Annotated in this window: 27 protein-coding genes; 5 read left to right on the forward strand and 22 right to left on the reverse strand. The window is 67.9% G+C overall.

Annotated elements, in window-relative coordinates; translation table 11 throughout:
• Positions 1 to 2: 2 nt before the first annotated feature.
• Positions 3 to 401 (reverse strand): nuclear transport factor 2 family protein, encoded by a 399-nt coding sequence (locus PE066_RS02365; RefSeq protein WP_271234961.1) that lies wholly within the window; start codon positions 399 to 401, stop codon positions 3 to 5.
• Positions 402 to 787: 386 nt separating this feature from the next.
• Between PE066_RS02365 and PE066_RS02370 the strand changes: the two genes are divergently transcribed.
• Both PE066_RS02370 and PE066_RS02375 read left to right on the forward strand, forming a co-directional pair.
• Entirely contained in the window at positions 788 to 2,431 is a 1,644-nt protein-coding gene (locus PE066_RS02370) for a sodium:solute symporter family protein (RefSeq protein ID WP_271234962.1), read from the forward strand.
• A gap of 32 nt (positions 2,432 to 2,463) precedes the next feature.
• The gene (locus tag PE066_RS02375; RefSeq protein ID WP_271234963.1) at positions 2,464 to 2,595 is read left to right on the forward strand and encodes a putative transporter small subunit; all 132 of its coding nucleotides are present in this window, start codon (positions 2,464 to 2,466) and stop codon (positions 2,593 to 2,595) included.
• 83 nt (positions 2,596 to 2,678) lie between these two features.
• Here PE066_RS02375 and PE066_RS02380 read toward each other — a convergent pair whose 3' ends face one another.
• The 11 genes from PE066_RS02380 to mauJ all read right to left on the reverse strand — a co-directional run bounded on the left by PE066_RS02380 (position 2,679) and on the right by mauJ (position 10,384).
• Positions 2,679 to 3,161 (reverse strand): GNAT family N-acetyltransferase, encoded by a 483-nt coding sequence (locus PE066_RS02380; protein ID WP_271234964.1) that lies wholly within the window; start codon positions 3,159 to 3,161, stop codon positions 2,679 to 2,681.
• A 187-nt stretch (positions 3,162 to 3,348) separates the two neighbouring features.
• Positions 3,349 to 3,792: a YciI family protein gene (locus PE066_RS02385; protein ID WP_271234965.1), complete on the reverse strand. Its 444-nt coding sequence runs from the start codon at positions 3,790 to 3,792 to the stop codon at positions 3,349 to 3,351.
• A gap of 205 nt (positions 3,793 to 3,997) precedes the next feature.
• Positions 3,998 to 4,354: an energy transducer TonB gene (locus PE066_RS02390; protein ID WP_271234966.1), complete on the reverse strand. Its 357-nt coding sequence runs from the start codon at positions 4,352 to 4,354 to the stop codon at positions 3,998 to 4,000.
• A 75-nt stretch (positions 4,355 to 4,429) separates the two neighbouring features.
• Complete coding sequence (locus PE066_RS02395) at positions 4,430 to 4,855, reverse strand: GFA family protein (RefSeq protein ID WP_440480565.1); 426 nt, start codon at positions 4,853 to 4,855, stop codon at positions 4,430 to 4,432.
• A gap of 122 nt (positions 4,856 to 4,977) precedes the next feature.
• Complete coding sequence (locus PE066_RS02400) at positions 4,978 to 5,535, reverse strand: dihydrofolate reductase family protein (protein WP_271234968.1); 558 nt, start codon at positions 5,533 to 5,535, stop codon at positions 4,978 to 4,980.
• Positions 5,536 to 5,774: 239 nt separating this feature from the next.
• The gene (locus PE066_RS02405) at positions 5,775 to 6,464 is read right to left on the reverse strand and encodes a VIT1/CCC1 transporter family protein (RefSeq protein WP_271234969.1); all 690 of its coding nucleotides are present in this window, start codon (positions 6,462 to 6,464) and stop codon (positions 5,775 to 5,777) included.
• A 108-nt stretch (positions 6,465 to 6,572) separates the two neighbouring features.
• Positions 6,573 to 7,472: a DUF5677 domain-containing protein gene (locus tag PE066_RS02410; protein ID WP_336298447.1), complete on the reverse strand. Its 900-nt coding sequence runs from the start codon at positions 7,470 to 7,472 to the stop codon at positions 6,573 to 6,575.
• A gap of 136 nt (positions 7,473 to 7,608) precedes the next feature.
• Positions 7,609 to 8,013, reverse strand: coding sequence for a hypothetical protein (locus PE066_RS02415; protein ID WP_271234971.1), 405 nt, complete (start codon positions 8,011 to 8,013; stop codon positions 7,609 to 7,611).
• A gap of 123 nt (positions 8,014 to 8,136) precedes the next feature.
• Positions 8,137 to 8,832 (reverse strand): hypothetical protein, encoded by a 696-nt coding sequence (locus tag PE066_RS02420; RefSeq protein WP_271234972.1) that lies wholly within the window; start codon positions 8,830 to 8,832, stop codon positions 8,137 to 8,139.
• Positions 8,833 to 8,837: 5 nt separating this feature from the next.
• Positions 8,838 to 9,536, reverse strand: a complete 699-nt coding sequence (locus PE066_RS02425) for a hypothetical protein (protein ID WP_271234973.1) — start codon at positions 9,534 to 9,536, stop codon at positions 8,838 to 8,840.
• A 134-nt stretch (positions 9,537 to 9,670) separates the two neighbouring features.
• Positions 9,671 to 10,384, reverse strand: a complete 714-nt coding sequence (gene mauJ, locus PE066_RS02430; RefSeq protein ID WP_271234974.1) for a methylamine utilization protein MauJ — start codon at positions 10,382 to 10,384, stop codon at positions 9,671 to 9,673.
• A gap of 302 nt (positions 10,385 to 10,686) precedes the next feature.
• Here mauJ and PE066_RS02435 point away from each other — a divergent pair, with 302 nt between their 5' ends.
• Entirely contained in the window at positions 10,687 to 11,730 is a 1,044-nt protein-coding gene (locus tag PE066_RS02435) for an integron integrase (RefSeq protein ID WP_271234975.1), read from the forward strand.
• Positions 11,731 to 11,796: 66 nt separating this feature from the next.
• Here the strand turns inward: PE066_RS02435 and PE066_RS02440 are convergent, their stop codons facing one another.
• From PE066_RS02440 to PE066_RS02460, 5 genes are all read right to left on the reverse strand, one after another.
• On the reverse strand, positions 11,797 to 12,285 hold the full coding sequence (locus PE066_RS02440; protein ID WP_271234976.1) for a pyrimidine dimer DNA glycosylase/endonuclease V: 489 nt from the start codon (positions 12,283 to 12,285) through the stop codon (positions 11,797 to 11,799).
• A 100-nt stretch (positions 12,286 to 12,385) separates the two neighbouring features.
• Positions 12,386 to 13,183 (reverse strand): crotonase/enoyl-CoA hydratase family protein, encoded by a 798-nt coding sequence (locus PE066_RS02445; protein ID WP_271234977.1) that lies wholly within the window; start codon positions 13,181 to 13,183, stop codon positions 12,386 to 12,388.
• An 88-nt stretch (positions 13,184 to 13,271) separates the two neighbouring features.
• A complete protein-coding gene (locus PE066_RS02450) occupies positions 13,272 to 15,071 on the reverse strand; it encodes a feruloyl-CoA synthase (RefSeq protein WP_271234978.1) in 1,800 nt (599 codons plus the stop codon).
• Positions 15,072 to 15,248: 177 nt separating this feature from the next.
• Positions 15,249 to 15,599, reverse strand: a complete 351-nt coding sequence (locus tag PE066_RS02455) for a hypothetical protein (RefSeq protein ID WP_271234979.1) — start codon at positions 15,597 to 15,599, stop codon at positions 15,249 to 15,251.
• 85 nt (positions 15,600 to 15,684) lie between these two features.
• Positions 15,685 to 16,098 (reverse strand): DUF2061 domain-containing protein, encoded by a 414-nt coding sequence (locus PE066_RS02460; RefSeq protein ID WP_271234980.1) that lies wholly within the window; start codon positions 16,096 to 16,098, stop codon positions 15,685 to 15,687.
• A 128-nt stretch (positions 16,099 to 16,226) separates the two neighbouring features.
• Here PE066_RS02460 and PE066_RS02465 point away from each other — a divergent pair, with 128 nt between their 5' ends.
• Positions 16,227 to 16,772: a hypothetical protein gene (locus PE066_RS02465; protein WP_271234981.1), complete on the forward strand. Its 546-nt coding sequence runs from the start codon at positions 16,227 to 16,229 to the stop codon at positions 16,770 to 16,772.
• A gap of 25 nt (positions 16,773 to 16,797) precedes the next feature.
• Here PE066_RS02465 and PE066_RS02470 read toward each other — a convergent pair whose 3' ends face one another.
• Genes PE066_RS02470 through PE066_RS02480 form a run of 3 tightly spaced genes read right to left on the reverse strand, consistent with a single transcriptional unit; the run spans position 16,798 to position 22,510 of the window.
• Positions 16,798 to 18,135: an HlyD family type I secretion periplasmic adaptor subunit gene (locus tag PE066_RS02470; RefSeq protein WP_271234982.1), complete on the reverse strand. Its 1,338-nt coding sequence runs from the start codon at positions 18,133 to 18,135 to the stop codon at positions 16,798 to 16,800.
• Complete coding sequence (locus PE066_RS02475) at positions 18,132 to 19,883, reverse strand: type I secretion system permease/ATPase (protein WP_271234983.1); 1,752 nt, start codon at positions 19,881 to 19,883, stop codon at positions 18,132 to 18,134. Before PE066_RS02475 ends, PE066_RS02470 begins: the two co-directional genes overlap by 4 nt.
• Positions 19,883 to 22,510, reverse strand: a complete 2,628-nt coding sequence (locus PE066_RS02480) for a VCBS domain-containing protein (RefSeq protein WP_271234984.1) — start codon at positions 22,508 to 22,510, stop codon at positions 19,883 to 19,885. Before PE066_RS02480 ends, PE066_RS02475 begins: the two co-directional genes overlap by 1 nt.
• 216 nt (positions 22,511 to 22,726) lie before the next feature.
• On the opposite strand from PE066_RS02480, the gene PE066_RS02485 reads away from it, so the two are divergent.
• Positions 22,727 to 23,593, forward strand: coding sequence for a DUF3014 domain-containing protein (locus tag PE066_RS02485; protein WP_271234985.1), 867 nt, complete (start codon positions 22,727 to 22,729; stop codon positions 23,591 to 23,593).
• Between the two features lie 76 nt (positions 23,594 to 23,669).
• On the opposite strand, the gene lpdA is transcribed toward PE066_RS02485, so the two are convergent.
• Together lpdA and PE066_RS02495 are read right to left on the reverse strand one after the other, a co-directional pair.
• The gene (gene lpdA, locus PE066_RS02490) at positions 23,670 to 25,067 is read right to left on the reverse strand and encodes a dihydrolipoyl dehydrogenase (protein WP_271234986.1); all 1,398 of its coding nucleotides are present in this window, start codon (positions 25,065 to 25,067) and stop codon (positions 23,670 to 23,672) included.
• A gap of 7 nt (positions 25,068 to 25,074) precedes the next feature.
• Positions 25,075 to 26,424, reverse strand: coding sequence for a dihydrolipoamide acetyltransferase family protein (locus PE066_RS02495; protein ID WP_271234987.1), 1,350 nt, complete (start codon positions 26,422 to 26,424; stop codon positions 25,075 to 25,077).
• Positions 26,425 to 26,426 lie beyond the last annotated feature (2 nt).

Raw genomic sequence — 26,426 nt, forward strand, 5'->3', positions numbered from 1 at the left:
GTTTAGGGGTTCGCGATCGGTGGGCGCTGCTTGCGGTACGAGTTCTTCAGCGCGATCTTGCCGTTGCGGAACGTGAAGAGGTCGCAGCCATGCACTTCGACCCGCGTGCCATCGGCCCGGGTGCCGGTGAATGTCCACTCCGACACACCGCGCTCGCCGCACACCCAATGGCGGGCGTTGCTCCACCGCGCATCCGGGAACGTGGCCCAGACCTCGGCAAAGCCGGCGCGCACCGCATCCCGGCCCTGGTAGCGGGTGCCGCACACGTGCGGTCCGGCCGACGCCTCGAACACGCAGTCGGGTGCCATGAAGGACATCAGCGCGTCGGCATCGTGCCGGTTCCATGCATCGGCGAACGCCTGCAGCAGCTCGGCGGTGACTTCCACGGTTGCGTTCTCCATGCTGCGACTCCTTGCGAAACGAAGGAACCGCAGTGTGGCAACGTCGCTTGCATTCGACCAGATCGCTTGCGTGAAAAGAGCCCGTCAAGGCATACCTGCACATTGCGGTGCGGTACTGGATGGGCACCGGCCGCTGCCTGAGCCACAGGGGTATATTTGCCCGCATTCCATCAACGAAGGCTGGCGCTGCCCTTGCAGTGCGTCGGTCCTTCATTTGCATGCAACGTCCCTCACCGCGCCTTTGCGCGGTGAAGCCGGCGTCCTTTGCCGGAGGCGTGGATCGAATCCACGGTTGCTGCAGCCCCAGCGTCTTGCTGACCCTCCACAGGGTGGCTCCGGCCACCCGTGTGCACCGCCATTCCAACAACCAAGAGGAACCCCTTCGGATGCAGGAACCCGTTTTTCATCAGCTGTCCATCGCCACCACGCTGTGGCTGCTCGTCGGCTTCTATGGCCTGACGTTCATCATGTCGCTGTTCATCGGCCGCAAGAACGAGAACGTCGACGGCTACATGGTCTCCAGCGGCAAGCTCGGCTTCGGCATCTCCGCCGCCAGCATGATCGCCACCTGGATCTGGGCCGCCTCGTTCTACGCCAGCGCGACTTCCGGCTTCACCTACGGCCTGTCCGGCCCGATCCACTATGGCTTGTGGGGCGCGCTGATGATCCTGTTCATCTACCCGTTCGGACGGCGCTTCCGCAAGCTGGCGCCCAACGCGCACACGCTGGCGGAGCTGGTCTACGCGCGCCACGGCACCTCGAGCCAGATGATCCTGGCCGTGTCCAACCTGATGGGCAGCTGCATCAGCCTGATGGTGAACTTCACCGCGGCCGGCGCGCTCGTCGAGATCCTGACGCCGTTGAGCTTTCTACATGGCGTGCTGATCGCCGCCGTCGGCGTGCTGTCGTACACGCTGTGGTCGGGCTTTCGCGCGTCGGTGATGACCGACTTCGCGCAGCTGGTGGCGATGATCGGGGCGGCCGTGATCATCATCCCGGTCGTCTTCTTCAGCGCCGGCGGCCTGGACGCCGTGGGGCCCGGCCTGGATCGCCTCACCGCCGAGCAGCTCGACTTCTTCTCGGGCACCGCCATCCTGGAGCAGGGCCTGCCCTTCTTCATCGCCGTGCTGGCCTACGCCATCGGCAACCAGACCATCGCGCAACGCCTGTTCGCCGTGCGCGAAGACCTGATCAAGCCGACCTTCCTCACGGCCACCATCGGCTACGGCTCGGTGGTGATCGGCCTGGGCATGCTGGGCCTGCTGGCCGCCATGGTGGGCATGCAGCCGGCCGACGGCGACATGAACAACATCATTCCGCAGATGGCGTCGACCTACCTCACGCCGGTGGGCATCGCGCTGTTCTTCATCCTGGTGGTGGGCTCGCTCTCGTCCACGGCCGACTCCGACCTGGCCGCGATGTCGTCGATCGTCATGGCCGACATCTACGGGCGCAACCTGTCGCGCGGCAACCCGAACCCCCGCACCATGCTGCTGCTGGGGCGCCTGACGATGGTGGTGGCCACGGTCATCGGCATCCTGCTGGCCACCCTCAAGCTCGACATCCTGGTGATGCTGGTGCTGGTGGGCGCCATGTGGGGCGCCATCGTCTTTCCGGTGATCGTCAGCTGCTACTGGAAGCGCGTCACCAATGCGGCCTTCACCGGGTCGGTGCTGGCGGCCGTGGCCACCTTCTGCCTGGTGCGCTTCGACCTGGTGGCGCTGGAAGGCAACGTGGCCCTGGTGCTGGAGGCGGCCGCCATCGTCGGCGCCGGCGTGGTGACCGGCCTCATGGCCTTCGGCTTCTTCAACCGCAACGTGGCGATCCTCGTCGCCGGCCTGACCATCGCCACCGTGGCACCGCTCGCCTTCGGCGCCCTGCGCGAGTACCAGGTGCTGCTGGCCTCGCTGCTGGCCTATGGCGTCAGCGCCGTGGTCTGCACCGGCCTGAGCCTGCTGAACAACAAGCTGTTCGACTTCGACCTGATCGCCCAGCGCGTCAGCTCCTACCAGACCAGCCCGAGCGCCTGAACGCCGTCACTTCATCCCACAAGGAACCAAGCATGGACACTTTCTGGATCACCGCCTACATCCTCGTGTGGCCCGTCATCGCCGCCGGCGTACTGGCCGTCCTGGTCGTCTCGATCGGGCGCGATTTTCTGGTTGCGCGCCGCACGGGCACGGAGATCGTCTAGCGCCTCGGCAGGACATCCGCGGCCCGAGACAGAAGCGGCGGCCGACCGGCGGAGCCGGTTCGGCCCCTCGTTCGACGGAAGGGTCAGGCGCGTCCCGGGCCGCCGAGATGGAGCTTCAGGCCTTCGTGCGAAGCGACGAAGCCCAGGCTCTCGTAGAAGCGGATGGCGTCGGGCCGCGTCTTGTCCGACGTGAGCTGAACCAGGTGGCAGCCTCGTTCGCGCGCCCGCTGGATCGCCCACGAGAACATCCGCTGGCCCACGCCGCCGGACCGGAACTCGGCAGCCACGCGCACACCTTCGACGAGCGCACGCCAGCCGCCCTGGTACGTGATGGACGGAATGAAGGTCAGCTGCAGCACGCCGATGACCCGGCGCTCCGGGGTGTCGACCACCACGAGTTCGTTGTTCGGATCCCGGTCGATGGCGGCGAACGCTTCGCTGTAGCTTGGGGGCAAAGGATCGCTGAACTTCTCGCGCCGGGCCCCGAGCGGGTCGTCGGCCAGCAGGGCGACGATGGCCGGCAGGTCGGCGAGCGTTGCGCGGCGGAAGTCGAGGGCGTGCTCCATCCTTGGATCTCGCAGCTAGGGCGCTATGGCTGCAGTGAGCCAAGACCGCTGGAAGGGCGCCACCAGCACGGCCACATTGCCGACAAGGAACGGTGGCACGACAACGATGTGCAGCATGAGATTGGCTCGCGACTGGTGATAGGTTCGAGCGACCCGTTAAGCTTCAGCATACACACGTTGCCAGCGACTAGTTCGCGGTGCGCGACTGCCAGGCTGAGGCGCTCCATGTCGGCGCGGCTTCGGTGATGAGTCGGAGAATCTCAGGTGGCAGGTCTGCCGATCCCGTCAGTTGGCGAATCTCCAGGATGTCGTCCGACCCGAAACCAGACGGAGCGCGGAGGGCCCATTGAATCGCCTCGTCAAGCGAGCTCACCTCGATGAGGTAGAAGCCTCCCACCAGCTCCTTCGACTCGGCGAAGGGGCCGTCCACAACGTAGCGTTTGCCATCAGCTACCGCGATGCGGGCTCCTGGCGCTGAGGGGTTGAGGCCCTCGGAGGCCACAAGTATTCCGGCCTGATGCATCTCCTCGTTGAAGCGCATGTAGGCCTTGAAGAGTTCCACATCGAAATCTGGCCGCTGTTCTGCCGCCTTCTTATCCGCACTCGCCTGCGCCGTGATGATGAACCGCATATCTACTCTCTCCGAATGTAGGTTGCCTGGTAAAGCTACGACGAACGAGCGCCGGGCAAATCGACGGGTCCATTGCCTTTGGAGGAAGGGCCGCCTGGAAATCGGCGCCGCTCCTGAGGCTGACGTCGAAGCTGACCGTGCGATCCCTTGCAGCTGCCGAGCCGCCCGACCTGTTAGGGGTCAGCTGCACGAACTTGCCTTTTCGCTATCGCAAGTCGAACCGGATCGGAACGCGAACCCACATGGCGCTCGGAACACCTTCGATTCTGCCTGGCCTGAACCTGAAGCAAGTTACGGCATCCATGGCCGACTTGTCCAGACGCGCAAATCCGCTTGATCGCTCGATGTCGACTTGGGACGGAATGCCGTCTGCTTCGACGAACGCCTTCACAAACACAACTCCTGCTTCTCCGAGCCTGCGCGACACCGCCGGATAGATCGGCCCGCAGGCAGAGTTTTCCTGCACAGTAGGTGCGTCGCGAGATCCGCCTCCGGTCTGCGCGAAGCAAGCGCCACTCGCCAATGCAAGGCCGAAACTCCAGGCATGAACACGGTTCACCATGGCTTCTAACGTTCGACATGAGCGGCAGGTGACAGCAAGCGAAGCTCGCTGTCGACTGTCCGCTCGATAGAGGGGTTAGGCCTCACTGGGTGACCTGTAGAAGACTTTGCCGCCGATATTCGGGATGACCCAATCAAGCTTGCTCTCACAGAAGATGTTCATTGCGGGAACATGCCTCTGTGGATCTTCCACGGTTCCAACGTACACCATGGCCAAGCCTTTGTAGGTGGTCGGATTGGAGTTGAAGATTGGCGTTCCGCATGCACTGCAGAAGTGTTTGGTCGTTCGCTCCGTCACTCGGTACTGGCTCGTCTCGCTCGTAAGAAGGTGGAGGTCTTTCTGGCGCAGCACCGCATCGACGGAGAACGGTGTTCCGTTCATCTGCCGACAAAGTGTGCAGTGACAGGCCACCACTTGCACGGGAGGTGAGGCGGATTCGTATCTCACTTTGCCGCAGGAACAGCCCCCATGGAATTCTTTCGCTTGTTCTGGTTGAGACATGTCTTGGTTCTGGTGTTGGCGCGCTAACGACGGTGCTCGTGAGGCATTACGCCTGAATTGAGCCACGCCGCGAAGCGGCGTCGGCCTGAATGAATGGTTAGGCGACCTGACCCATCTCCGAGTCAGCGCGCGCGCCGGTAGTGCATGGCGACCGCGCCGCAGCGGAGCAGCTTCGCCGAGACCAGCTCGAGCCGTCGCGTGCCAGGGAGCCCGCTCTGGTACAGGGTCGGGCCGTGGCCGGCAATCCTGGGGTGAACGAGGAACTTGTACTCGTCGATCAGATCCAGCCGGTCCAGCTCTGTCGCGAGCCTGCCGCTACCGAGGAGCACGCCGGCCGGTGTCGCGTCCTTGAGCTTCTGCACGCCCGTGCGCAGGTCGCCGGCGATGTGGTGGCTGTTGATCCAGGGGAAGTCCTTTCGCGTCGAGGACACCACATACTTCGGCTTGGCCTCCAGCTTGACCGCCCACTCGCGCATCGCCGGCGGTGCCTGCACGTCGCCGCTGGCGACCGCTGGCCAGTAGCTCTCCATCATCTCGTAGGTGACGCGGCCCCACAGCATCGCCCCGCCCTCGTCCATGAGGCCGGTGAAGAAGGCGTGTGTCTCGTCGTCGGCGATTCCTTCCTGGTGGTCGACGCAGCCGTCCAGGGTGACGTTGATACTGAAGGTCAAGAGTCCCATGGTGTCCTCTGTCCGAGATACGCGCCGGGCCGCTCGCCGACTGGCTCCAAGGGCACGAGCCCAACTCGCGAGGTGTTCTCCCTGTGTCGCCTAACGTTTGAGCTGAGCGGACCGAACTGGCAAGGCACTTGTTCCGCAAGGCCGATGATAGAAGGCACGGCCTTGTGGGCCAAGTGCCTTGCCGGTGAGGGACCGCTCGAGCGAAGGGTTAGGCGTCGGGCTCGAGGGCTCCATAGGCTTCAAGCGGCCACGCCAAAGAGGGTCCCAACTCCGGCGGTCAATGCCATTGCCAAAGCGCCCCAGAACGTGACGCGCATTACAGAGGCAATTACGGGAGAACCGCCTGCGCGTGCTGCCAGAAAGCCCAACAGAGCAAGAAAGAAGAGAGAGCTGCCGGCAAGACCCCACATGAGCAGAGAGCCTGGAAGCAAGAGAACCATGAGGAGAGGAAGCGCTGCGCCCACCGCAAAGGTGCCGGCCGAGGCCAATGCGGCTTGCACTGGTTTCGCGGCCAGTGTGTCCGATATGCCCAGCTCATCTCGCGCATGTGCGGCAAGTGCATCATGCTGCGTCAATTGCGTGGCAACGCTCGACGCCAGCGCTTCGTCGAGCCCACGTTTGGCGTAAATGGTTTTGAGTTCTGCGTGTTCTTGTGTGGGATTCTCGGCCAACTCCTTGCCCTCCCGCGCTAGATCCGCGCGCTCAGTATCAGCTTGCGAACTGACCGAGACATACTCTCCTGCGGCCATTGACATGGCACCGGCGACGAGGCCAGCGACGCCCGCAACCAGAAGGCCCCTGGTATCCGCGCCTGCCGCAGCTACACCCAAGACAAGGCTAGCAGTAGAAACGATACCGTCGTTGGCGCCAAGAACGGCAGCACGGAGCCAGCCTGTGCGGTGAGTTCTGTGTCTCTCGCTGTGTCGCATAGCGCCTGCCCGTGATAAGAAGGTTGTTCCGACGCCTAACGTAGAAACGACCGGCGGACAGCAGGCCGGCGAAAGCCGGCCGATAGGACGTCCGTGTCGATTGCCATGTTAGACGTCATTCTCCGGATCGCCCATATTTGCCTGCGCCTCTTGCTCAACGGGAGGCGGGAAAGCAGACGACGGCTTGGTGCTCAGAGCGAACAGGCGCTTAAAAATCCTCTCCTCCGCCTTCAACGGCGCTTCCATGCTTTGCTTTTCAAAAAAAGCGGCCAAGTAACCGCACCCGGCGTGAAGGACAGCGATCAGGATCTCTTCGAGATGGCGGATCGTCCCAGCGCGGAATGCCTCCGTTGTTGGTTCGCCATGCTGGTGCGCGGAGTAGAAATAGCTCACTCCGAAAGGAGAACCGTGGATGATTTCGGACGAAAGGGAGTACAGGAGAGCATAGGCTGCGAGAAGACGTGAACCTGATTTGCGTCCGGCGAGTTCACCCACCCTTCTTACCCGACTCGGAACGTCAAGGCTCGTCCAGGAGCCCGCACCCTTGCCAGCGAACTCTGGATACTCCCCAGCGAGAGTCGACTGAGGATCATCGTCTGATCGGACTTCTAGCGAAAACTCTCCGCTTCCAATCCTCCTATTGCCGTGGCGCCACGCAGCAAAATCCACGTACCGGATGGCACGCGCAGCCACTTGGTCGCACTCGGCCAGCAAATAGCTGGCATTGACAAAGGACTCTACCGCTGAACGTGCGATCGGGTATGCATCTCGCACGGGTATACCGCGAAGCTTCGCCATCCGCAGCAACGTCTGAGTTGATTGACCGGCGCCCATAGCGAGAAGCGTACTGCTCCGCCGCTGACCGACGCCTAGGCTACAAACAAGCCGTTCCCCTCCAAACGTCACAGGGCCTTCAGACGCAAGAAACAGTGCAAGCCGCAATAGCTCCTGCTGGAGCAGAGCCAGGCCTCGCAGAGCATCAAGAAGTGGTAGCTCCTCGGGTTCCATCGTGAGTCGCGATGACGTCTAACGTCGGAGTTGACCGGCGCGCACCGGCAGTGCGCCACACGGCGTAGGCTCGTCCACACGCCGTGCGGCGCACTGCCGGTGCGTGTCCGCGTCGAACGACATGTTAGAAGGCAAGTCAGAGGACAGTGGACTCAGGGTGTGCCTCCACGAATGTGAGTAGCTCCGATTCGGCCCAGGGGACATAAACGATGTCGGTCCCACGGTGGTCCTTAATCGCCGTCTCGAGAAGCTTGGACGAGACAAATGGAGCGAAGATGACGCCCTTCACGAACGCAGATCGGATGCGCTCGGTCTCGAGATGGATGGTCACTGGACCGACGACTACTTGCTTGTGCTTCGCCAAGGCCGCGACAAAGTCATCGCCGAGCACAGCAGCTACAACTCCTTTGAGGTTGTCGAGCGTGTGCGCGAGAAGCAGAACTTCGTTGGTGCCATTCGCCTGCGCTTCCGCTGCGGCTTTCATGATTCCGGCTTTAAAGCCCGATTCGCTTGGGCCGTGTGTGTCGGTGTGATAAAGCACTTCGCCTCCCTTGCCTTCTAACGTCGGAGTTGACCGGCGCGCACCGGCAAGGCGCCGCGAGACGTATGCTCCCGCGCACGGCTTGCGGCGCCTTGCCGGTGCGTGTCCGCGTCGAACGACCTGTTAGACCTCATTCTTCGTGGCCTCTAGGACGGCATCGTTCTCTTCAATCCACTTCTCTAAACAATTGAAGAGATCTGGCCAGACCTCGTTGTACTCCGCCTCGAATACCGCGGCGACGAGTTCCACGAGCCGCTCGTGACGATCCGCCCACAACTCTGGCCAACGGTTGGCGAGATTCGTCTCATATCGATCGTGATCCACCTCGGAGTACCCGATGCAGATTCCCTCGTAGTTCGGGTGTGCGCACTCCGACAGAGTTGCATAGATGCTCGAAACACCCTTGTACTTCTTTTCGCAGTGCGACAACACCGTGACGATGTTGATCGATGTGTGTTTGGTGGATCCATCGCGAGACCCAAGCAGCAGGGTCCGCGTCTTCAGGTCGAAGACATGGAAGTTCAAGGATCCATCGAGCACCTGGGACGTAAGCTGGTTCAGGTGAATCAGCGTCGCGACAGATTCGAGCGCACTTCGAATGAGGATTCGGCTTCCGAGCGTGTGCTTGGCCTGATGCAGCAGATGCGCCTGGGTCAGAAGATCATGCACTCGCCAGAACACGCACTCGCGCAATGTGAGGCTCCGCAGGGTGGCCTTCCACTTATGTGCGACGGGATTACGCGCGAACAGGCCCGCCAAGCTCACCTGCGGGCACAGAGACGCTTTCCAGCGGTCGAGGGTGGCAGTGATGTCGGCCATGGGGTCTAACGTGGAAGTGACCGGCGGGCGATCGGCTGGCGGAAGCCAGCCGTGAGTACGTCCGTGTCGACTGTCATGTTAGAGCTCTTGGCCTGAGGGCAGGCCTCGCGATAGTGGACCGGAACAAACTGTGCGTTCTTGCCCGGGTTCTCGGAGCGAATTGATGCACTACGTGCCCGTGCCTCTTGGGCTGAAGCCTCGTTGCCGGCGCGAGACTCGGCTAATGCGTAGTCGTCCAAGAGCGCAGCGAAGCCAATAGGATCTTGACGCAGTACACCGAGGCGCACTAACTCCGGAATGACCTGCTCGTAGTAGGTCGCCGATTCCGCGAACTGGCCACGGTCAAACGAAAGGCGCGCAAGCTCCGAGACTCGTTTGGTCAAGTTTCCTGGATTCGGCCGCGGTAGGCCTTGCTCGAGTTCGAGCGCCTCCAGGAGAAGTTCGTTAGCGCGCTCGAAGTCGCACGTGTAGCCCACCATCCGCGCGAGGTTGTATGTCGCGGCAGACTCGAAGCTCGGACCTAAGCCCGCAGCTCTAGCGCTCGCCAACGACGCCTCGAACTGTGCGCGCGCCTCCTTGTATTCGCGCGCGAACTCATGGCGGAGAGCCAGATCGTAGAGGCGGAACGCTTCTTGGCGATCGGCGGCAAGCGCGTGGGAGACGATTGCAGCGAGCCCGAAAAGAGCTAAGCGGCGGATCAGCATCTGAGCTCTAACGTTGAAATGACCGGCGGACAGTAGGCCGGCGAAAGCCGGCCGATAGGACGTCCGTGTCGATTGCCATGTTAGAGCTCAAGCGCCGTTCGCTCGCTCTGAGGACGCGTGCAAATGGCTCACCTTCATGGATAGTCCGGCACCTGCAGTTCATGCTTTATCAAGTACTCCGCCAAAGCCCTGACCACATTCAGATCGGCAGAGAGCCTTCGCAAGTCGGTCAAATCGTCCGGATCCACTAGTGGGTCACCAAATGCGTGTGCGACGGCGCATCGTCCAGACTCGTAAAGATAACGCGCAGGGTCAGCTTCATTTTTCTCTAGCCAGCCCAGCCGCTCCTCGATTCCTCGCTCTCTAAGCTTTGGCAACGTCTCCCGAATCCACGTCATCTGTGCGGCGCCGGACTTGTGGAGGATGTTGATGATCTTGAAGAACCCAAGGAACTGGTATGGCAGGCTGTTGAGGGATACAGCCTCCCTGTATAGAGCCAAGGCGAGTCGTTGCTTCGGATCAGTCAGCGGTGTCCACTTGTTGAGGAAGTATGAATTGATGCTCCGCGCGAGGTTGCGAGCAGGCACAGGAATGGGGGCAGGGCTTCCGGACCACCCGTACTCGTTCCGCAATGAGTCCTTGTACGCCCAGGAAACGACGCTCAGGAACCGATTGACGGTGGTCATATCCTCAACGCCCTGAGATGCCCTGGACTCCAGATGAATGGACGCTGATGTTTCCTTGGTCTGCGGCAGAAGCACAAACGAACGCTCTCCAAACGAGACTTCCATCCGCGCGCCCGGCCACCCACATTGGCCGGACACTCCGAGATTCATCCAGCGTGCCATTCTGACCCTTGAGCTCTAACGTAATGTAGGTCGCGCCCCCAGCGCAACCAAACCCCGCACGAACAGACCTCCGCCACCGCACTCGCCAAATAAAACTTCCGGCGCGCCGCTCGCAAGTTGTTGATGCATCTGCATTTGCCTCCCCTTTTTTGAATATGCAGGTGCCGCTTTCAGCGACCTGCTTCGCCGCGTGATGCAAGCTGCGGCGCTTCATTCTTGTGTTTGCTGCGGCGAGTCTGCCAGCGCGCGTTCTGGTGAACAAGTCACTTGAATACTGTATGGTCGTCCAGTACAAGGATGTGATGCATCCCTCGCTGCCACCGTCGCCGCCGCCCTCGAGTTCATCCCGCCCGGCGCTTCCCGTCCTGCCCGGCCGGCCGACACCGCGCCTGCTGGACCAGGTGCGCGACCGGCTTCGCTATATGCACTACAGCCTGCGCACCGAGCAGGCCTATCTGTACTGGGTCCGCTTCTTCATCCACTTCCATGGCCGGCGCCATCCGCGGGAACTGGGCCCGGCCGAGGTGGAGGCTTTCCTGTCCATGCTGGCCGCGGAGCGCCGCGTTTCCAGCGCTACCCACAACCAGGCCCTGAGCGCCCTGCTGTTCCTCTATCGGGAAGTACTGGGCGCCGAGCTGCCGTGGATGCAGCAGATCCGCCGCCCCTCGCAAGCCCGGCGCCTGCCTTCGGTGCTGACGCGCCCGGAGGTCCACGCGCTGCTGCAGGCGATGCCCGAGCCGATGCGGCTGGTGGCCCGCCTGCTGTACGGCACCGGCATGCGGCTGCTGGAGGCCCTGCGCCTGCGCGTGAAGGACGTCGATTTCGACCGCCACGTCATCGTCGTGCGCGAAGCCAAGGGCAACAAGGATCGGGTCGTGATGCTGCCCCATTCGCTGGCTGGCGAACTGCGCGCGCAGATCGCCCACGCGCGCGTGCTCTGGCAGCTCGACCATCGCCAGGAGCAAGCAGGCGTGGATGTGCCCCATGCGCTGGCGAACAAGTACCCGCGCGTGGGGCAGACCTGGGGCTGGTTCTGGGTATTTCCGGCCCCCGCGCTATCGACCGATCCGCGCTCCGGCGTGGTCCGGCGCCACCACCTGCACGAAGAACGGCTGCACCGCGCGCTGAAGTCGGGCGCCGGCCAGACAGGGCTGGACAAGCGCGTGTCGGCGCATACCCTGCGCCACAGTTTCGCCACCCACCTGCTGCAAGCCGGCACCGACATCCGCACGGTGCAGGAGCTGCTCGGCCACAGCGACGTCAGCACCACCATGATCTACACGCACGTCCTCAAGGTCGCCGCCGGCGGCACTGCCAGTCCGCTCGATTCGCTGGTGGCGGCCTGAGCGCCCGGCCGCTTCACCGCCTCCGCGCGCCCGAGATTATCGATGTCGGCGAGAAGATCGTTGCGGTCACCCGTTTCCGTCGCCGCGCCGCGGTTTGCCGCGGCCGGCGGGCCCGCCGTCGCTCGGCAGCAGCCGCTCCCACATCTCCACGCTCCCTTCGCAGGGCTGGAACAGCGGATGGCACTCCGGCGCGCCGATGTCGCGTATGCGCTCGTAGGCCGCCGGATCGCGAACGGCCAGCTTGGCCAGCAGGTGCTGCCATTCGTAGGCGAGCTGGCCGGTGGTGACGGGGATCACGACCTCGGCGCCCGGCGGGCGCAGCTTGGTGGGGTCGAAGCCGTAGCCGCGCCGCGTGGCCTCGGCGTGCACCGCGCCCAGGTAGGCCGCGACGGCATCGAGCGGCGCCGCGCTCGTCCTGAAGCGGGCGAGCTGCGGATGGTGGCGGTAGCCCCGCGTCTGCTCGCGCAGCACGGCTTGCGCCAGCAGCGCCTCACGCCAGAGCGCGACCAGCCCGCGCGAATCGAGGTATCGGGGATGCAGCGACCACAGGCGCATGGAAGGGGATGTGCAAGGAAGCGGGTTCTGGCCGCCGGTTCAGGCTGAAGCCTTCGAAGCTGCGATTTTCGATGATCCGCGCGACGCGGTCGCAAGCCAGCTACCCGAACACCCCCGCCCGCCCCTCCAGCCCGGCCTTCACCGCCTCCACCTGGTTGGCACTGCCGATCAGCGCCTGCTGCTCGCGCGATTCGGCCCCCAGCACGGCGTCGGCCCGCACCGGTGAGGCGCCGTTGAGCAGCCGCTTGGCGGCGCGGATCGCGTCCGGGGTGCTGCCGGCGATCTGCCGCGCCAACGCGCGCGCTTCGGCCAGCGGGTCGTCGCAGGTGCGCGTGGCCAGGCCGATGCGCACGGCTTCCTCGCCCTCCACGATGCGGCCGCTGAAGGTGAGTTCGCGCGCGACGTCGGCGCGCAGCAGCTCGGTCATGAACACGCAGCCGGCCATGTCGGGCACCAGGCCCCACTTGACTTCCATCACCGAGAACCGGGTATCCGGCCGCGTGTAGCGCACGTCCGCTCCCAGCGCGATCTGCAGGCCGCCGCCGAAGGCCACGCCCTGCACCGCCGCGATCACCGGCACCGGCAGCTCGCGCCAGCCCCAGGCCACCTGCTGCCAGATGTTGGCCAGGCCGTGCGTGCGCCGTTCGATGTCGCCGAAGCTGCGCTCGCCGCGCATCATGGCTTCGAAGCTGCCCTTGTCCAGGCCGGCGCAGAAGGCCCGGCCCTCGCCGTGCAGCACGACCGCGCGCACGGCCGCATCGGCGCGCAGGCGCTCGATCGCAGCGACGATGGCCTCGAACATCGCGGGGTCGAGGGCGTTCATCTTGTCAGGGCGGGCGAGGATGACTTCGGCGACGCCCTCGGCGTCGACGCGGATGCGGACTCGTTCCTGGCTCATGCGGGGCTTTCCAGTTTGACGTTCAGGAGATGGGTGTCGGGTCAAGCCCGGCATGACAAGAAGGGGGCTTGTGGGGCGACTGCCCGCCTCACGCCGGCAGGATCACGCCCTCGCCGCCGTCGTACAGCCGCTTCACCCGCTCCGCCCGGCGCTGCAGCACGGCGCGCTGGTTGATGTAGCCCTTGTCGGTGATCTCGCCGGTGTCCACGCTGGGCGGCTCGGCCAGCACCAGCGCGCGCATCGGGGTGTGCGAGGAGCTGCCGCCGGCCTCCTCGCGCAGGCGGCGCAGCGCGCCCGCCACCTTGCCCGCGAGCTCGGCCTTGTCCATCGCGGCGGCAGCCGGCGTGGGAAAGACCAGCAGGCCGATCTCGCTGCGGTCGTGGCCGGTGACCACCACGTCCTGCGCCAGCGGCGCCAGCGCCGACACGGCACGCACGCGCAGCGTGCCCACCGACACCCAGGTGCCGGTGGTGAGCTTGAAATCCTCCGAGACACGGCCATCGAAGACCACGCCCTGCTCCGGGTGCGCTTCGTCGAACAGGTAGCCGGCATCGCCCAGGCAGTAGTAGCCCTCTTCGTCGAAGGCCTGCGTGGTCTGGCGCGGCGAGTTGCGGTAGCCGGGGAAGATGCTGACGCCGCGCACCCGCATCTCCAGCTTCTCGCCGTCGGGCACGAACTTCAGCTCCAGCCCCGGCAGCACGCCGCCGATGACGCCGGCGCGGTCCAGCTTCCAGTGCGAACTGGTGATGGCGGGCGACGTCTCGGTGGCGCCCCAGGAGGTGGTCAGCCACACGTCCTCGCCGCGTGCCTTGCGCGCCACCGCCTGCAGCCGCTCCCAGCTCGCCTGCGGCAGCGCCGCGCCGGCGTAGAACACCACGCGCATGCGGGCGAACACCTTCTTGGCCAGCTCCGCGTCGTTCTCCAGCAGCGGCAAGGCGGCGTCGAAGCCGCTCGGCACGTTGAACCAGATGGTCGGCTGCACCTCGGCCATGTTGGCCAGCGTCTTGCCGATCAGCGCCGGGGCCGGCCGGCCCTCGTCGATGACCAGGGTGCCGCCGTTGCGCAGCACCATGTGCAGGTTGTGGTTGGCGCCGAAGGTGTGGCTCCAGGGCAGCCAGTCCACCAGCACCGGCTTCTCGGTCGCCAGGAAGCGCCAGGCCTGCGCGATCATCTGCTGGTTGGCGCACAGCATTCGGTGCGTGTTGATCACCACCTTGGGGTGGCCGGTGGAGCCGGAGGTCAGCAGGTACTTGGCGTGCATGTCCGGGGTGATGCCCTCGTAGGCCTGCATCACGCCCGGTCCCTCCTTCTTCTCCAGCAGCAGGCCGAACGGGATGGCGCCGGGCACCTGGTCGGCGCCGCGGCCCAGCACCATCGGGCAATCGAGCCCGCTGCTGGCCATGGCCGGCCCGTACACCGCCGCATCCGACGCATAGAGCAGCGCCGGCCCGAGCGTGTTGAGGATGCCGTGGACCTTGCTGTAGTCCTTCGTCATGCGGCAGTAGGCGCTGGACACCGTGCAGACGGGGATGCCGACGTGCATCGCGGCCAGCGCCAGCAGCAGGTGCTCGATGCCGTTGTCGGAGAGCACCACCACCGGCGCGTTGGGCGGCAGCCGCAGGTCGAGCAGGGCCTGCGCGATGCGGCCCACCCGCTCCCGTGTTTCGGCCCAGGTCAGGCGCAGCCAGCTGCCGTCGGGGTTGCGCTCGGCGAAGGCGGGCGCCTGCGGCGTCTCGGCGGCCCAGCGCTCCAGCCACTCGCCGATGCAGCGCGCATAGGGCTTGAGCTGCTCGGGCGAGCGCAGCACGAAGCAGCCGTCGTCGAGTTGCACGCGCACGGCGCGCGGCGGCGCCATCAGGGATGAATCGTTGAGCCAGCCTAGGGACATGGTCGCCTTCCGTCCAGGGAACGGGTCGACTGTAGACCCGGTGCGCTTGCAGCCGTGATAGGGAAAGTCAGGCCTGACCCAGCGGGCTGGCAGCGCCGCGCTGCGGTGGATTCCCGCCTGCGCGGGAATGACAAGGTGGCGCAGAGGAGATGGGAGCGACGACCGGGAACGACGAACTCACACCGGCTCGCTGGTCACCGAGATCGGCTCCAGCGATTCCGGGTCCAGTTCCAGCCGCAGCAGCTTCACCACGGGGCCGGCCGGCAGTTCGCGCGGCACGCGGCTGCGATCGAGATAGACGTTGCCGATGCCGGCGCCTTCCCGCGCATGGCGGTACACCGGCAGCCAGTGCACCAGCGTCCGCGGCTTCACGCGGAACTTCAGGCCGGGCGCGGACCGCACCAGCGTCGTGATGGCGACGGCCGGGTCCATGTCGGTCCAACCCTCGTTGTCGTTGGGCGTGACCTGGACCACCTGGCCGTTCAGCACGGCCTGGATCAGCTGGGCGTTCGGGACGATCGGGTTCACGGGCGGGTTTGCATGGGTCATTGTGGACAGTTTGCGGGCACCGGCCCTGCTGAGCCGTACGGCTGATCCAGGCGAGCCAGGCCCATCAGGCAGAGGCTGGCCGGATCGCGGGGACGCGCGCGGTCCAGGCGCGATCGAAGAAGTGGTAGGCCACCGCGTTGACCAGCGGCTCGATCAGCGCATAGGCGCCGCCGGCGGCCAGGCTGCCCGTGAACCACCAGCCGCAACCGGTCGCGACGACCAGGTGGGATGAGGTCAGCAACACGCCACGCACCAGGCCACGGCGGCGAGCCGGCAGCCGCGAGGCGTCGATCGCCTTGTTGAGGTTGTGGGCGGCGACCGTGTTGAGCAGCGGCTCGACCAGCGCGAGCGCGCCGGCCAGCACGAAAGTGCCCGTGAACAGCCAGCCGAGCCCCAGCGCGATCGCCAGGTGGATCAGCCCGAAGCAGGCCGACTTGGCCACCGAAGAGTCGATGCGGCGCAACAGCATGGTTCCCATCTCGGGCCGAAAAGCGGACTTTCGAATGGGTCCTGCCAATCGCAGCGATGGGGTAAACCCCTCATCGCGGCCCCGCGCCGCCCCCCGCTGGCGCATCATTCCTGGCTCATGCAAGGAGCGCCGCCCGCATGCCCGCACCCGCCGTCGAGCTGAACTGTCCCTTCTGCAGCACGCCGCTGGCCGCACGCCTGCGCATCTGTCCGCACTGCAAGGCCGAGCGCCGCAGCGCGGCCGGCATGACGCCGGTGCGCTTCCAGCTGTTCGTTGCGCTGTGGAGCGGGTTGGCCCTGCTGCTGATGGCTTTCGCGCTGTACCTGGCCGCCCTGCCCTGGACCCGCACCGGCAGCCCGCCCGGCTACGCGCTCGCGCTGCTCGGCGCCAACCCGGCCGGGCCCGGGTCGCGCTGCCGCTTGGTCGTCTTCCACGCCGACGGGCGGCGCAGCGAGGCGACCAGCGACTCGCCGTGCGAGCCGACGGCCCAGCGCGCATCAGGTGCAAGCGAGGCGATCGAAACGGCGGCGCCTTCCACCTCCACGCGCCGGCTCGCCGCCGCGATCCACGGCGCCCTCTGCCTGGCGGGCGGAGCCCTTGCCGGCTGGCTGCTGCTGGCCCCCTTGCGCCTGCTGTTCCGCCGCCGCGGCGCGGGGAACTGGGTGCGCCGCGTCGCGGCTTGATCGCCTCGGGCCGCTGGCCCGCCGTTCAGCGTTCACGCGCCGCTCGCCGCATCGAATCGGCGATCGGCTCCAGCAGGTAGCGCAGCGGCGTGCGGCTGTCGCCCGGCAGGAACACCTCGGCCGGCATCCCGGCCTGCAGCTTCAGCTCGCCGGCCCGGGCCAGCGAGGCCGGATCCACCTCCACCTGCACCGCGTAGTACGGCAGGTTGGTGGCGCGGTCCAGCAGCCGGTCGGGCGAGAGATAGATCACCTTGCCGTCCACCATCGGGGTGGTGCGCGCCTTGAAGGCGGTAAAGCGGATCTGCGCCGGCTGCCCCGGCGCCACCCGGTCGATGTCCTCGGTGCGGATGCGCGCGTCGGTCAGCAGCCGCGCCTGGACCGGCACGATGTCGGCCACGGTCTCGCGCGGCGCGATCACCGCGCCGGCCGCGGGGTACTTCAGGTCCAGCACCACGCCGGCCACCGGCGCCCGGATCACCTGCCGCTGCGCGGCATCGGCCGACTTGCGCAGCTCCTGCTCCAGCTCGGAGACGCGCGCCGCCGCCGCCCGGCGCTGCTCGCCGGCCTGCTGCCGGTAGTCGCCGTCGAGTGCGCTGATGCGCAGCTGGGTATCGGTCATCCGCTGGCCGGCCCGCGCCAGCTCGGATCGGCGCTCCTCGATGCGGGAGGCGTAGTCGGCCACCGCGCCTTCGAGCTGGGCCACGCGGGTGGGCGAGATGAAGCCATCGCCCAGCAGGCGGCGGTTGGTTTCCAGTTCGGCCTTCTGGAACCCGAGCGAGTCGGCCGCCTTCGCCAGCTGGGCCTGCAGCGCATCGATCTCCTCGGCGACGCGGCCGCGCTGCGCCTGCAGCAACTGCACCTGGCGCTGCAGGGCGTCGCGCCGGGTCGCGAACAGCTGGCGCTCCTTGTCCAGCTGCGCGGCCAGCCGGGCGTCGTCTGCTGCGGCTTCCAGCAGGTCGGACGGGAATTGCAGCGCAGCGGCCATCAGCTGCTCCGCGTCCAGCCGCACCAGGCCGGCTCGCTCGGCCATCAGGCGCCAGGCCAGCCGGTTGCGGTCGGCATCGACCGCCACGTCGCCCAGCACCAGCATCGGCTCGCCCTGCCGCACCGCCTGGCCGTCGCGCACCAGCACCTGCAGCACCGTGCCGCCCTCGGCGTGCTGTACCGGCCGCCGGTCCAGGTCGACCTTGACGTGGCCGCTGGCGACCACCGCGGAAGCGAGCGGCGCCAGGGCCATCCACGCCGCCAGCGGCAGCAGGCCGCACAGCACCACCAGCGCCGCGCGCCGGCACAGGCGCTGCACGTCCTGCAGATGGCCGGCCAGGTCCACCCGCTCGGCGGCGGAAGCAGCCGCCGCGCTCATGCGGCACTCCCGGCCGTGGCGGTCGTCGGCGATGGCCAGCCGTCCTGGCGCGGCAGCGGCATGACCTGGGCGCCGCCCGCCGCCGCGCGCGGGTTCATGGCGCGCAGCACCTCCTCGCGCGGGCCGAAGTGCCGCACCCGCCCGGCCTCGAGCACCAGCAGCTTGTCCACGTGCCGCACCAGCGCCACCCGGTGCGTGACGACGACCACCGTCACCTGGCCGGCAAGCGACTGCAGCGTCGCGGCCAGCGCGGCTTCGCCATCGGCATCGAGGTTGGCGTTCGGCTCGTCCAGCAGCAGCAGGCGCGGCTGGCCATAGAGCGCCCGGGCCAGCGCCAGCCGCTGGCGCTGGCCGGGCGACAGCAGCGTGCCGCCGGGTTGCAGCGGCGTGTCGTAGCCCTGCGGCAGCGACAGCACCCAGTCGTGCACCGCGGCGCGCCGGGCCGCTTCGACCACCTGGCCGGCATCGACCGGGCCCATGCGGGCGATGTTCTCGGCGACCGTGCCGGCGAGCAGTTGCACGTCCTGCGGCACGTAGCCCAGCCAGGGGCCGATCGCGTCGCGCGGCCACTGCGCCAGGTCCACCCCGTCCAGCCGCACCGCGCCGGCGCTGGGCTGCCACAGGCCCGTCAGCAGCCGCACCAGCGTCGACTTGCCGGCACCGCTGGGCCCGACGATGGCGAGCGATTCGCCCGCGGCCAGTTGCAGCGACACACCGGCCAGCAGCAGCCGCTCGCCCTGGGGGGCGCGCAGCACCAGCGACTGCGCCTCGAGCCGGCCCGTCGGCGGCGGCAGTGCCATGCGCTGCGGCTCCTGGCCGGCTTCGGCCAGCAGCGCCGAGAGCCGCCGCAGCGACAGCCGCCCTTCGGCCAGCACGCGCCAGTGGCCCACCACCTGCTCCACCGGCGCCAGCGCCCGCCCCAGCAGCAGCGTGGTCGCCACCAGCACGCCCGGCGACGTTTCGCCGGCGATCACCAGCCAGGCGCCGAGCGCGGGGATCAGCACCTGCACCGCCTGCCGCAGCGAGCGGGTCGCCGCCGCCAGCGGCACCGAGCGGGCCGCGAGCGATCGCTGCGCCGCGCCGCAGGCGGCGTTGAGCGCCTGCCAGCGATGCAGCACGGCGCCCGCCATGCCGAGGGCCTGCACCACCTCGGCGTTCTGCATCGAGGCTTCGAGCGAGCGCGTCGCGTGTGCGGCCTGGACCTGCACGGACTCGATGTCCTGGCGGGTGGCGATGTCGTTGGCCAGTGCCAGCACCAGCAGGGCCACGCCCGAGCCCAGCGCCGCCACGCCCAGCCAGGGGTGCGCCAGCCAGATCACGGCGATGTAGACCGCGACCCAGGGCAGGTCCAGCAGCGCCACCAGGCCCTGGGCCGAGAACAGGTTGCGCAGCGCCGCCACGTCGCGCAGCGCCTCCTGCGGCACCCGTTCGCCGGCACCGGCCAGCCGCGCCAGCAGCACGCAGGCCACGCGCGGCGCCAGCGCGTCGGCCAGCAGCTGGCCGGCCACGCCCTGCAGCCGGTTGCGCAGCAGGTCCAGCACCAGCATGAAGACGAGCGCCAGGCCCATGCCCAGCAGCAGCGCCAGCAGGGTGTCCTGGCTGCGGCTGCTCAGCACGCGGTCGAACAGCTGCAGCATGAACAGGGCCGGCGCCAGCAGCAGCAGGTTCACCAGCAGCGAGAGCGCGGCGACCCACGCGAGCGGGCGCCGCAGCAGGGCCGCCACCGGCGCCAGGGCACTCGCCACCATCAGAGGCCGACCTTGAAGTCCGACGCGTCGACCGTGCCCGACAGGGTGGCCGGATCCAGCGTGGCGAACAGGGTGCGCCCGGCGGCGCTGCCGCCGTTGCTGTCGTAGTAGAGGTTGCCGGTGGCGCTGTCGAACAGGATGTGCACGCCCGATCCCACGCTGGCGGTCGCGGCATTGGCGACCGCGAGGAAATCCGAAGCCTGCAGCGCGGTGCCGCCGGTCGAACCCGTCGTGGCCAGCCCGCCGAACACCGCCTTGGACAGCAGCAGCGCATCGGCGCCGCCGGCCTCGAAGCCGACGATGCGGTCGACGTTGTCGGCCGCGGACAGCACGGTGTTGAAGACGAAGGTGTCGTTGCCCGGTCCGCCCACCAGCACGTCGTTGCCCTCGCCGCCTTGCAGCACGTCGTCGCCGGCACCGCCGACCAGCAGGTCGCCGGCATTGCGGCCGACCAGGGTGTCGTTGCCGGCGTTGCCGAACAGCAGGTCGCGCCCGCTGTTGCCGCCGCCGCCGTCGATGGTCTCGGCCGACGAGGTGCCGGCCACCACGTCGTTGCTGCTGCCGTTGCCGGCGACGAAGCCCGAGCCGGCGAACAGGCTGAAGGTGCCGGCCAGCGAATAACCGGCGTAGCTCTGCCCGGTGGCAAAGCTCACCTGCTCCACCGCCGTCGTGCCGGCGGCGAAGTGGTTGAGCACGGTCACGGTCTGGTCGTTGACCTGCATGACCAGGTCGCTGCCCACCTTCTCGAAGTTCAGGGTGGACAGCAGCAGGTTGTCGCCGGTGAAGCGGATCAGGTCGGTCCCGCCCGGGCCGGGGTCGGCCAGCGTGTGCACGCCGGCCGCGGCGGCATCGAAGCTGTACGTGTCCGCCTTGTCGCTGCCGACGATGGCGTTGCTGTCGGCCAGGCCCTGGATCGTGACCGTGACCAGCTGGCTGGCGCTGCCATCCAGCGACAGCGCGCTGAAGCTGTCGGTCAGCGACCCGCCGGTGTCCAGCGCCTGCACGGCGGCCAGGTCGTTGGACACGGCGTAGGTCCATGCGCCGGCGGCCGTCAGCGTGAAGGTGCCGTAGGTGCCTGCGGCCGACGCCTGCCCCTGGAACAGCGCCTCGCCCGCGTCATCGTCGCTGACCGTCAGCGAGCCGGCGGTGTGCAGGAACCCGTCCATGACGTTGGTGTCCTCCTGCACGCTGCCGGTGGAGGAGCCGCCGATCACCGCGGCGTCGTTGACGCCATGGATGGTGAAGCTGATGTCCTTGGTCGTGCCGTCCAGCGCCGTCACGGTGAAGGTGTCGACGTGGGTGGCGTTGGCGCCGAGGCTTTGTACCGCCGAGTTGGCGACCGAGTAGGTGTAGTCGCCGTCGGTCTCCAGGGCCAGCGTGCCCAGGGCGCTGCCGACCGCCGTCGCGCCGGCCTGGAACGAGGCTTCGCCCTCGTCGTCGTCGGTGATGGCGAGCGTGCCGCTCGCCTGGAGATGGCCGCCGCCGTCGACGCCTGCGTCTTCCGTGACGTCGGCGTTGGCCGGGCCGCCGACCACCGCAGCATCGTTGACGCCATGGATGGTGAAGCTGATGTCCTTGGTCGTGCCGTCCAGCGCCGTCACGGTGAAGGTGTCGACGTGGGTGGCGTTGGCGCCGAGGCTTTGTACCGCCGAGTTGGCGACCGAGTAGGTGTAGTCGCCGTCGGTCTCCAGGGCCAGCGTGCCCAGGGCGCTGCCGACCGCCGTCGCGCCGGCCTGGAACGAGGCTTCGCCCTCGTCGTCGTCGGTGATGGCGAGCGTGCCGCTCGCCTGGAGATGGCCGTCACCGTCGACGCCTGCGTCTTCCGTGACGTCGGCGTTGGCCGGGTCGCCGATCACCGCCACGTCGTTGACGCCCGTCAGCGTGAAGGTGACCGATGCCGGCGTGGTCGCCGTGCCATCGGAAACGCCGTAGACCACCGTGACGGGCAGCACCGCACCGGCCGGGAGGTGCTGGTAGGCGGCATGACCGGGATCGATGGTGACACTGTGCGTCGCCGGGTCGTAGCTGACGCCGGGCGGCAGGGACTCGGGCACGTCGACCACGGACAGCACGGCGCCGGCATCCACGTCGCTCGCATTCGCCAGCGCATCCAGCGTGAGCGCCTCGCCGTCCTCGACCGTGTTGCCGACCACGGCGCCGGTGACCGCCGGCGCATCGTTCAGCCCGGCGTACTGGATGGTCGCCGTGGCCCAGCTCAGCGTGCCGTTGCCGAGCCGGATCGCATAGGTGAAGCTGTCGTACAGGAACTCGCCCGGGTTGAGCGCCTGCAACTGCTGCTGGAACTCGGCATTCAGCGTCCCGGCGTCGTAGCCGACCCGGCCATCGTTCGTGATCCAGATGCGGGCGCCGCCGCGGCTGGTGTCCGTGCTGAGCGCTTCGGTGCGCGCGGTGTCCTGCACCAGCAGGTCCGTCGGTCGCAGCGCGGTACCGCCACTGCTGCCGTCGTCCAGCGCATACAGCGTCTTGGCCGCGCCGCCCGAATCGTTGAGCATGACGCTGAGCCAGACCACCCCGCTGGAATCCTCGTCCAGGCCGGTCGCCGAGGACAGGAACAGGTCGTCGCTGGCCTGGGGCGTGTTGCCGAATGAAACGATGCTGATGGCCATGATTGCCTCTCCGGATGCGTCCGTGGATTAACGAACGGCGCCGCTCCTGGCTCAACGGAGAAACCTACCGATCCAGCTCGGCGGTTTGTACTGGGCTGGACAGTAGGTGCGTACCGGTCGAGCCAGCCATCGCTGGGCACAGGGGCATGGTCATCCGTGCTTGATCGCGCGCCGGTAGCGATGCACAGTGCGCCCATGCCGGATAGAGACGATCTGATGTTCAGGCCCGACGGCCATGCGCCCCGCAATGCGAGCCGGCGACCGAGGGTGGGCCTGGTCGCCGTGGCGGCGGTGGCCATTGTCGCGCTGCTCTGGTACGACCAGTGGCGCGGCCATGCGCCTGCGCCGGCCGAGGTGCAGGCGCCCGCGGATCCGGCGCAGGCGGCGGCTCCCGCCGGCGCGCCGGCCATCGAGCACCCGCTGCCCGAGGCGCCGGCGCCGGCCGACTTCACCGCCTCGCTGCGCGCCTTGGCCGGCCGCCAGGGCATGGCCTTGCTGCGCGACAGCAACTTCCCGGCCCACTTCGTCGCCACCGTCGACAACCTGGCGCGCGAGCATGCGCCGCCGGCGGCCTGGCCGGTGCTGCCGACACCGGGGCGCTTCGCCACGCGTGCCCAGGGCAACGGCGAGGTGATCGCGGAAGACAACGCGAAGCGCTATGCGGCCTTCGTCGACTTCGTCGACCAGGTGGACACCGCCGCGGCCGTGAACCTCTACATCGGTGCCTACCCGATGTTCCAGCAGGCCTGGCGCGACCTCGGCATGGGGCAGGGCTACTTCAACGACCGCCTGGTCGCGGTGATCGACCTGCTGCTGCGCACGCCCGAGCCCACCGGGCCGCTCGCGGTGAAGCTGCTGGAGATCAAGGGCCCGCATCAGCCGCAGCGGCCCTGGGTGCGCTACGAGTTCGCCGACGAGCAACTGCAAGGCCTGGCCGCGGGGCAGAAGATCCTGCTGCGGATGGCACCGGACCAGCGCCGGCGGCTGAAGGCCAAGCTGGTGGAATTCCGGCGCGGGATCACCGGTCCAGCGCAGTTGCCGGGGAAGGCCGCGCAAGCCGGCAGTGCGCCGGTGTCGAACTGAGCGCAGGCGCGCGCTGCGCTGGATCCCCGCCCGCGCGGGGATGACGAGCAAGGCGGGGATTGCCGCCCCCCCGCGCTCACACGTGCAAGGCCCGCCCCAGCGCCCGTAGCGCGGCTTCCTGCACCGCCTCGCCCAGCGTCGGGTGCGCATGGATGATGCCCCCCACGTCCTCCAGCCGGGCGCCCATCTCGATCGCGTAGCCGAACGCGGTGCTCAGCTCGGACACGCCGGCGCCCACGGCTTGCCAACCCAGCACCTGGTGCGTGTCGGCGCGGGCGACCACGCGCACGAACCCCTCGCCGGCTTCCATGCCGAGCGCGCGGCCGTTGGCGGCGAACGGGAACGACGACACCAGCACCTGGACGCCGCGCGCCTCGGCCTCGTCGGGCGTCAGGCCCGCCACGACCAGTTCCGGATCGGTGAAGCACACCGCCGGTATGGCCATCGGGTCGAAGCGCCGCCGGTGCCCGGCGATGATCTCCGCCACCATCTCGCCCTGCGCCATCGCGCGGTGCGCCAGCAGCGGCTCGCCGGTGAGGTCGCCGATCGCCCAGACGTTGCGCATCGACGTGCGGCACTGCTCGTCGATCTTGACTGCGCGACCGGCCATGTCCAGTTGCAGCGACTCGAGGCCGTAACCCTGGGTGCGCGGCACCCGGCCTGCCGCCACCAGCACCTGGTCGGCGGGCAGCACGTACTCGTCGGCACTGGCGCTGCGCACCCGCAGGCCGTCGCCGGTCGCGGTCAGGCCCTCGGCCTTGCAATTCAGGTGCAGCGTGATCCCCATGCGCCGCAGCGACGCCAGCACCGGCTTGGCAAGCTCTTCGTCGTAGGTCGGCAGGATGCGGCCGGCCGCCTCGACCACCGCGACATCGGCGCCCAGCTTGCGCCAGGCCATGCCCAGCTCCAGGCCGATGTAGCCGGCGCCGACCACCACCAGGTGCTGCGGGCGCGCGGTGAGCGCCAGCGCCTCGGTCGAGGTGATCACCGGCCCGCCCGGCGGCAGCCCAGGCAGCTGCACAGGCTCCGAGCCGGTGGCCAGCAGCAGGTGCTCGCAGCCGATGCGCACCGGCTCGCCTTCCTGCGTGGCGACCTCCACGGTCTTGCCGTCCACGACCGTCGCCCAGCCGCGCACCACCTGCACGCCGGCCTTGCGCAGCAGCGCGGCGACGCCGCCGGTGAGCCGGGTCACCACGCCGTCCTTCCACTGCTGCAGGCGCGCCAGGTCGATCGCCGGTTGCTGCACGCGGATGCCCAGCGGGTTGTCGGCGGCGAAGCGGCAGGCCTTGTCGTACTCGGCCGCCGCATGGATCAGCGCCTTGGACGGGATGCAGCCCACGTTCAGGCACACGCCGCCCAGTTGCCCGCCCTCGACCAGCACGGTCGGGATGCCGAGCTGGCCGGCGCGGATGGCCGCGACGTAGCCGCCCGGGCCGCCGCCGATCACCAGCAGCTTCTTGTTGATCGTCTTCATGGCCGGATCAGTCGATGAACAGCAGCGCCGGTGTTTCCAGCAGCGCCCGGATGGCCTGGACGAACTGCGCCGCGTCCATGCCGTCGACCACGCGGTGGTCGAACGACGAGGACAGGTTCATCAGCTTGCGCTTGACGATCGCGTCGCCCTGGAACGCCGGCCGCTCGACGATGCGGTTGACGCCGACGATGGCCACCTCGGGGTGGTTGATCACCGGCGTGGTGACGATGCCGCCCAGCGGCCCCAGGCTGGTGATGGTGATCGTGGAGCCGGCCAGTTCGTCGCGCGCCGCCTTGCCGCCGCGGGTGGCTTCGGCCAGCCGGGCGACCTCGCCGGCGAGGGTCCACAGGTCCATGGCCTCGGCGTGGCGCAGCACCGGCACCATCAGGCCCGATTCGGTCTGCGTCGCCATGCCCAGGTGCACCGGCTGGTAGCGCGTCACCACGCCGGCTTCGTCGTCGAAGCGGGCGTTCATCTGCGGGAAATCCTGCAGGGCCAGCACCACGGCGCGGGCGATGAAGGGCAGTACCGTCAGCTTGCCGCGCGTGGCGCCATGCCGCTCGTTCAATTTGGCGCGCAACGCTTCGAGTTCGGTGACGTCCACTTCCTCGACGTAGCTGAAGTGCGGGATGCGGCGCTTGGCCTCCTGCATCTTCTGCGCGATGCGCCGGCGCAGGCCGATCACCGGCACCTGCTGCTCGCCGTGCTTCTGGCGCAGGCCACCGGCAACGGCCTGTTGCGGCTGGCCGCGCGAGGCGAGATACACGTCCAGGTCCGAATGCTCGATGCGACCGGCCGGCCCGCTGCCGTGCACGAACTGCAGCTCGATGCCCAGCTCCCAGGCGCGGCGCCGCACCGCCGGCGAGGCGATTGGGCGCTCGCCGGGCGCGCGGCGCGGGGCCGGCGTCACGACAGGCGCGCGGGGGCCGGCCTCGCGCGCGGATGGCGGCACCGCGGGCGCTCGCGGTGTGGAGGCCGACACCGGGTTCTCGCGAGTGATGTCGTCCTTGCGGTCGGGCGGCAACACCGGCGCCGAGGCGGAGGCCGTGACCGGCTGCACCGCCGCTGCAGGGGCCACCGCAACCGTCGGCGACGTCGCCTTCACGTTGCCCTCCCCCGCCACTTCGATGCGCACCAGCTCCGCGCCGACGGCCATCAGCTCGCCGGGCTTGCCGCCCAGCTCCAGCACCTTGCCCGCCACCGGCGACGGGATCTCCACCGTGGCCTTGTCGGTCATCACGTCGGCGACGACCTGGTCTTCCTTCACCTCGTCGCCGGGCTGGACCCGCCACTCGACCAGCTCCACTTCGGCGATGCCCTCGCCGATGTCGGGCATCTTGATCGCATAGATTCCCATCG

Origin of the sequence: Ramlibacter tataouinensis (assembly GCF_027941915.1) — a bacterium.
GTDB lineage: Bacteria > Pseudomonadota > Gammaproteobacteria > Burkholderiales > Burkholderiaceae_C > Ramlibacter > Ramlibacter tataouinensis_C.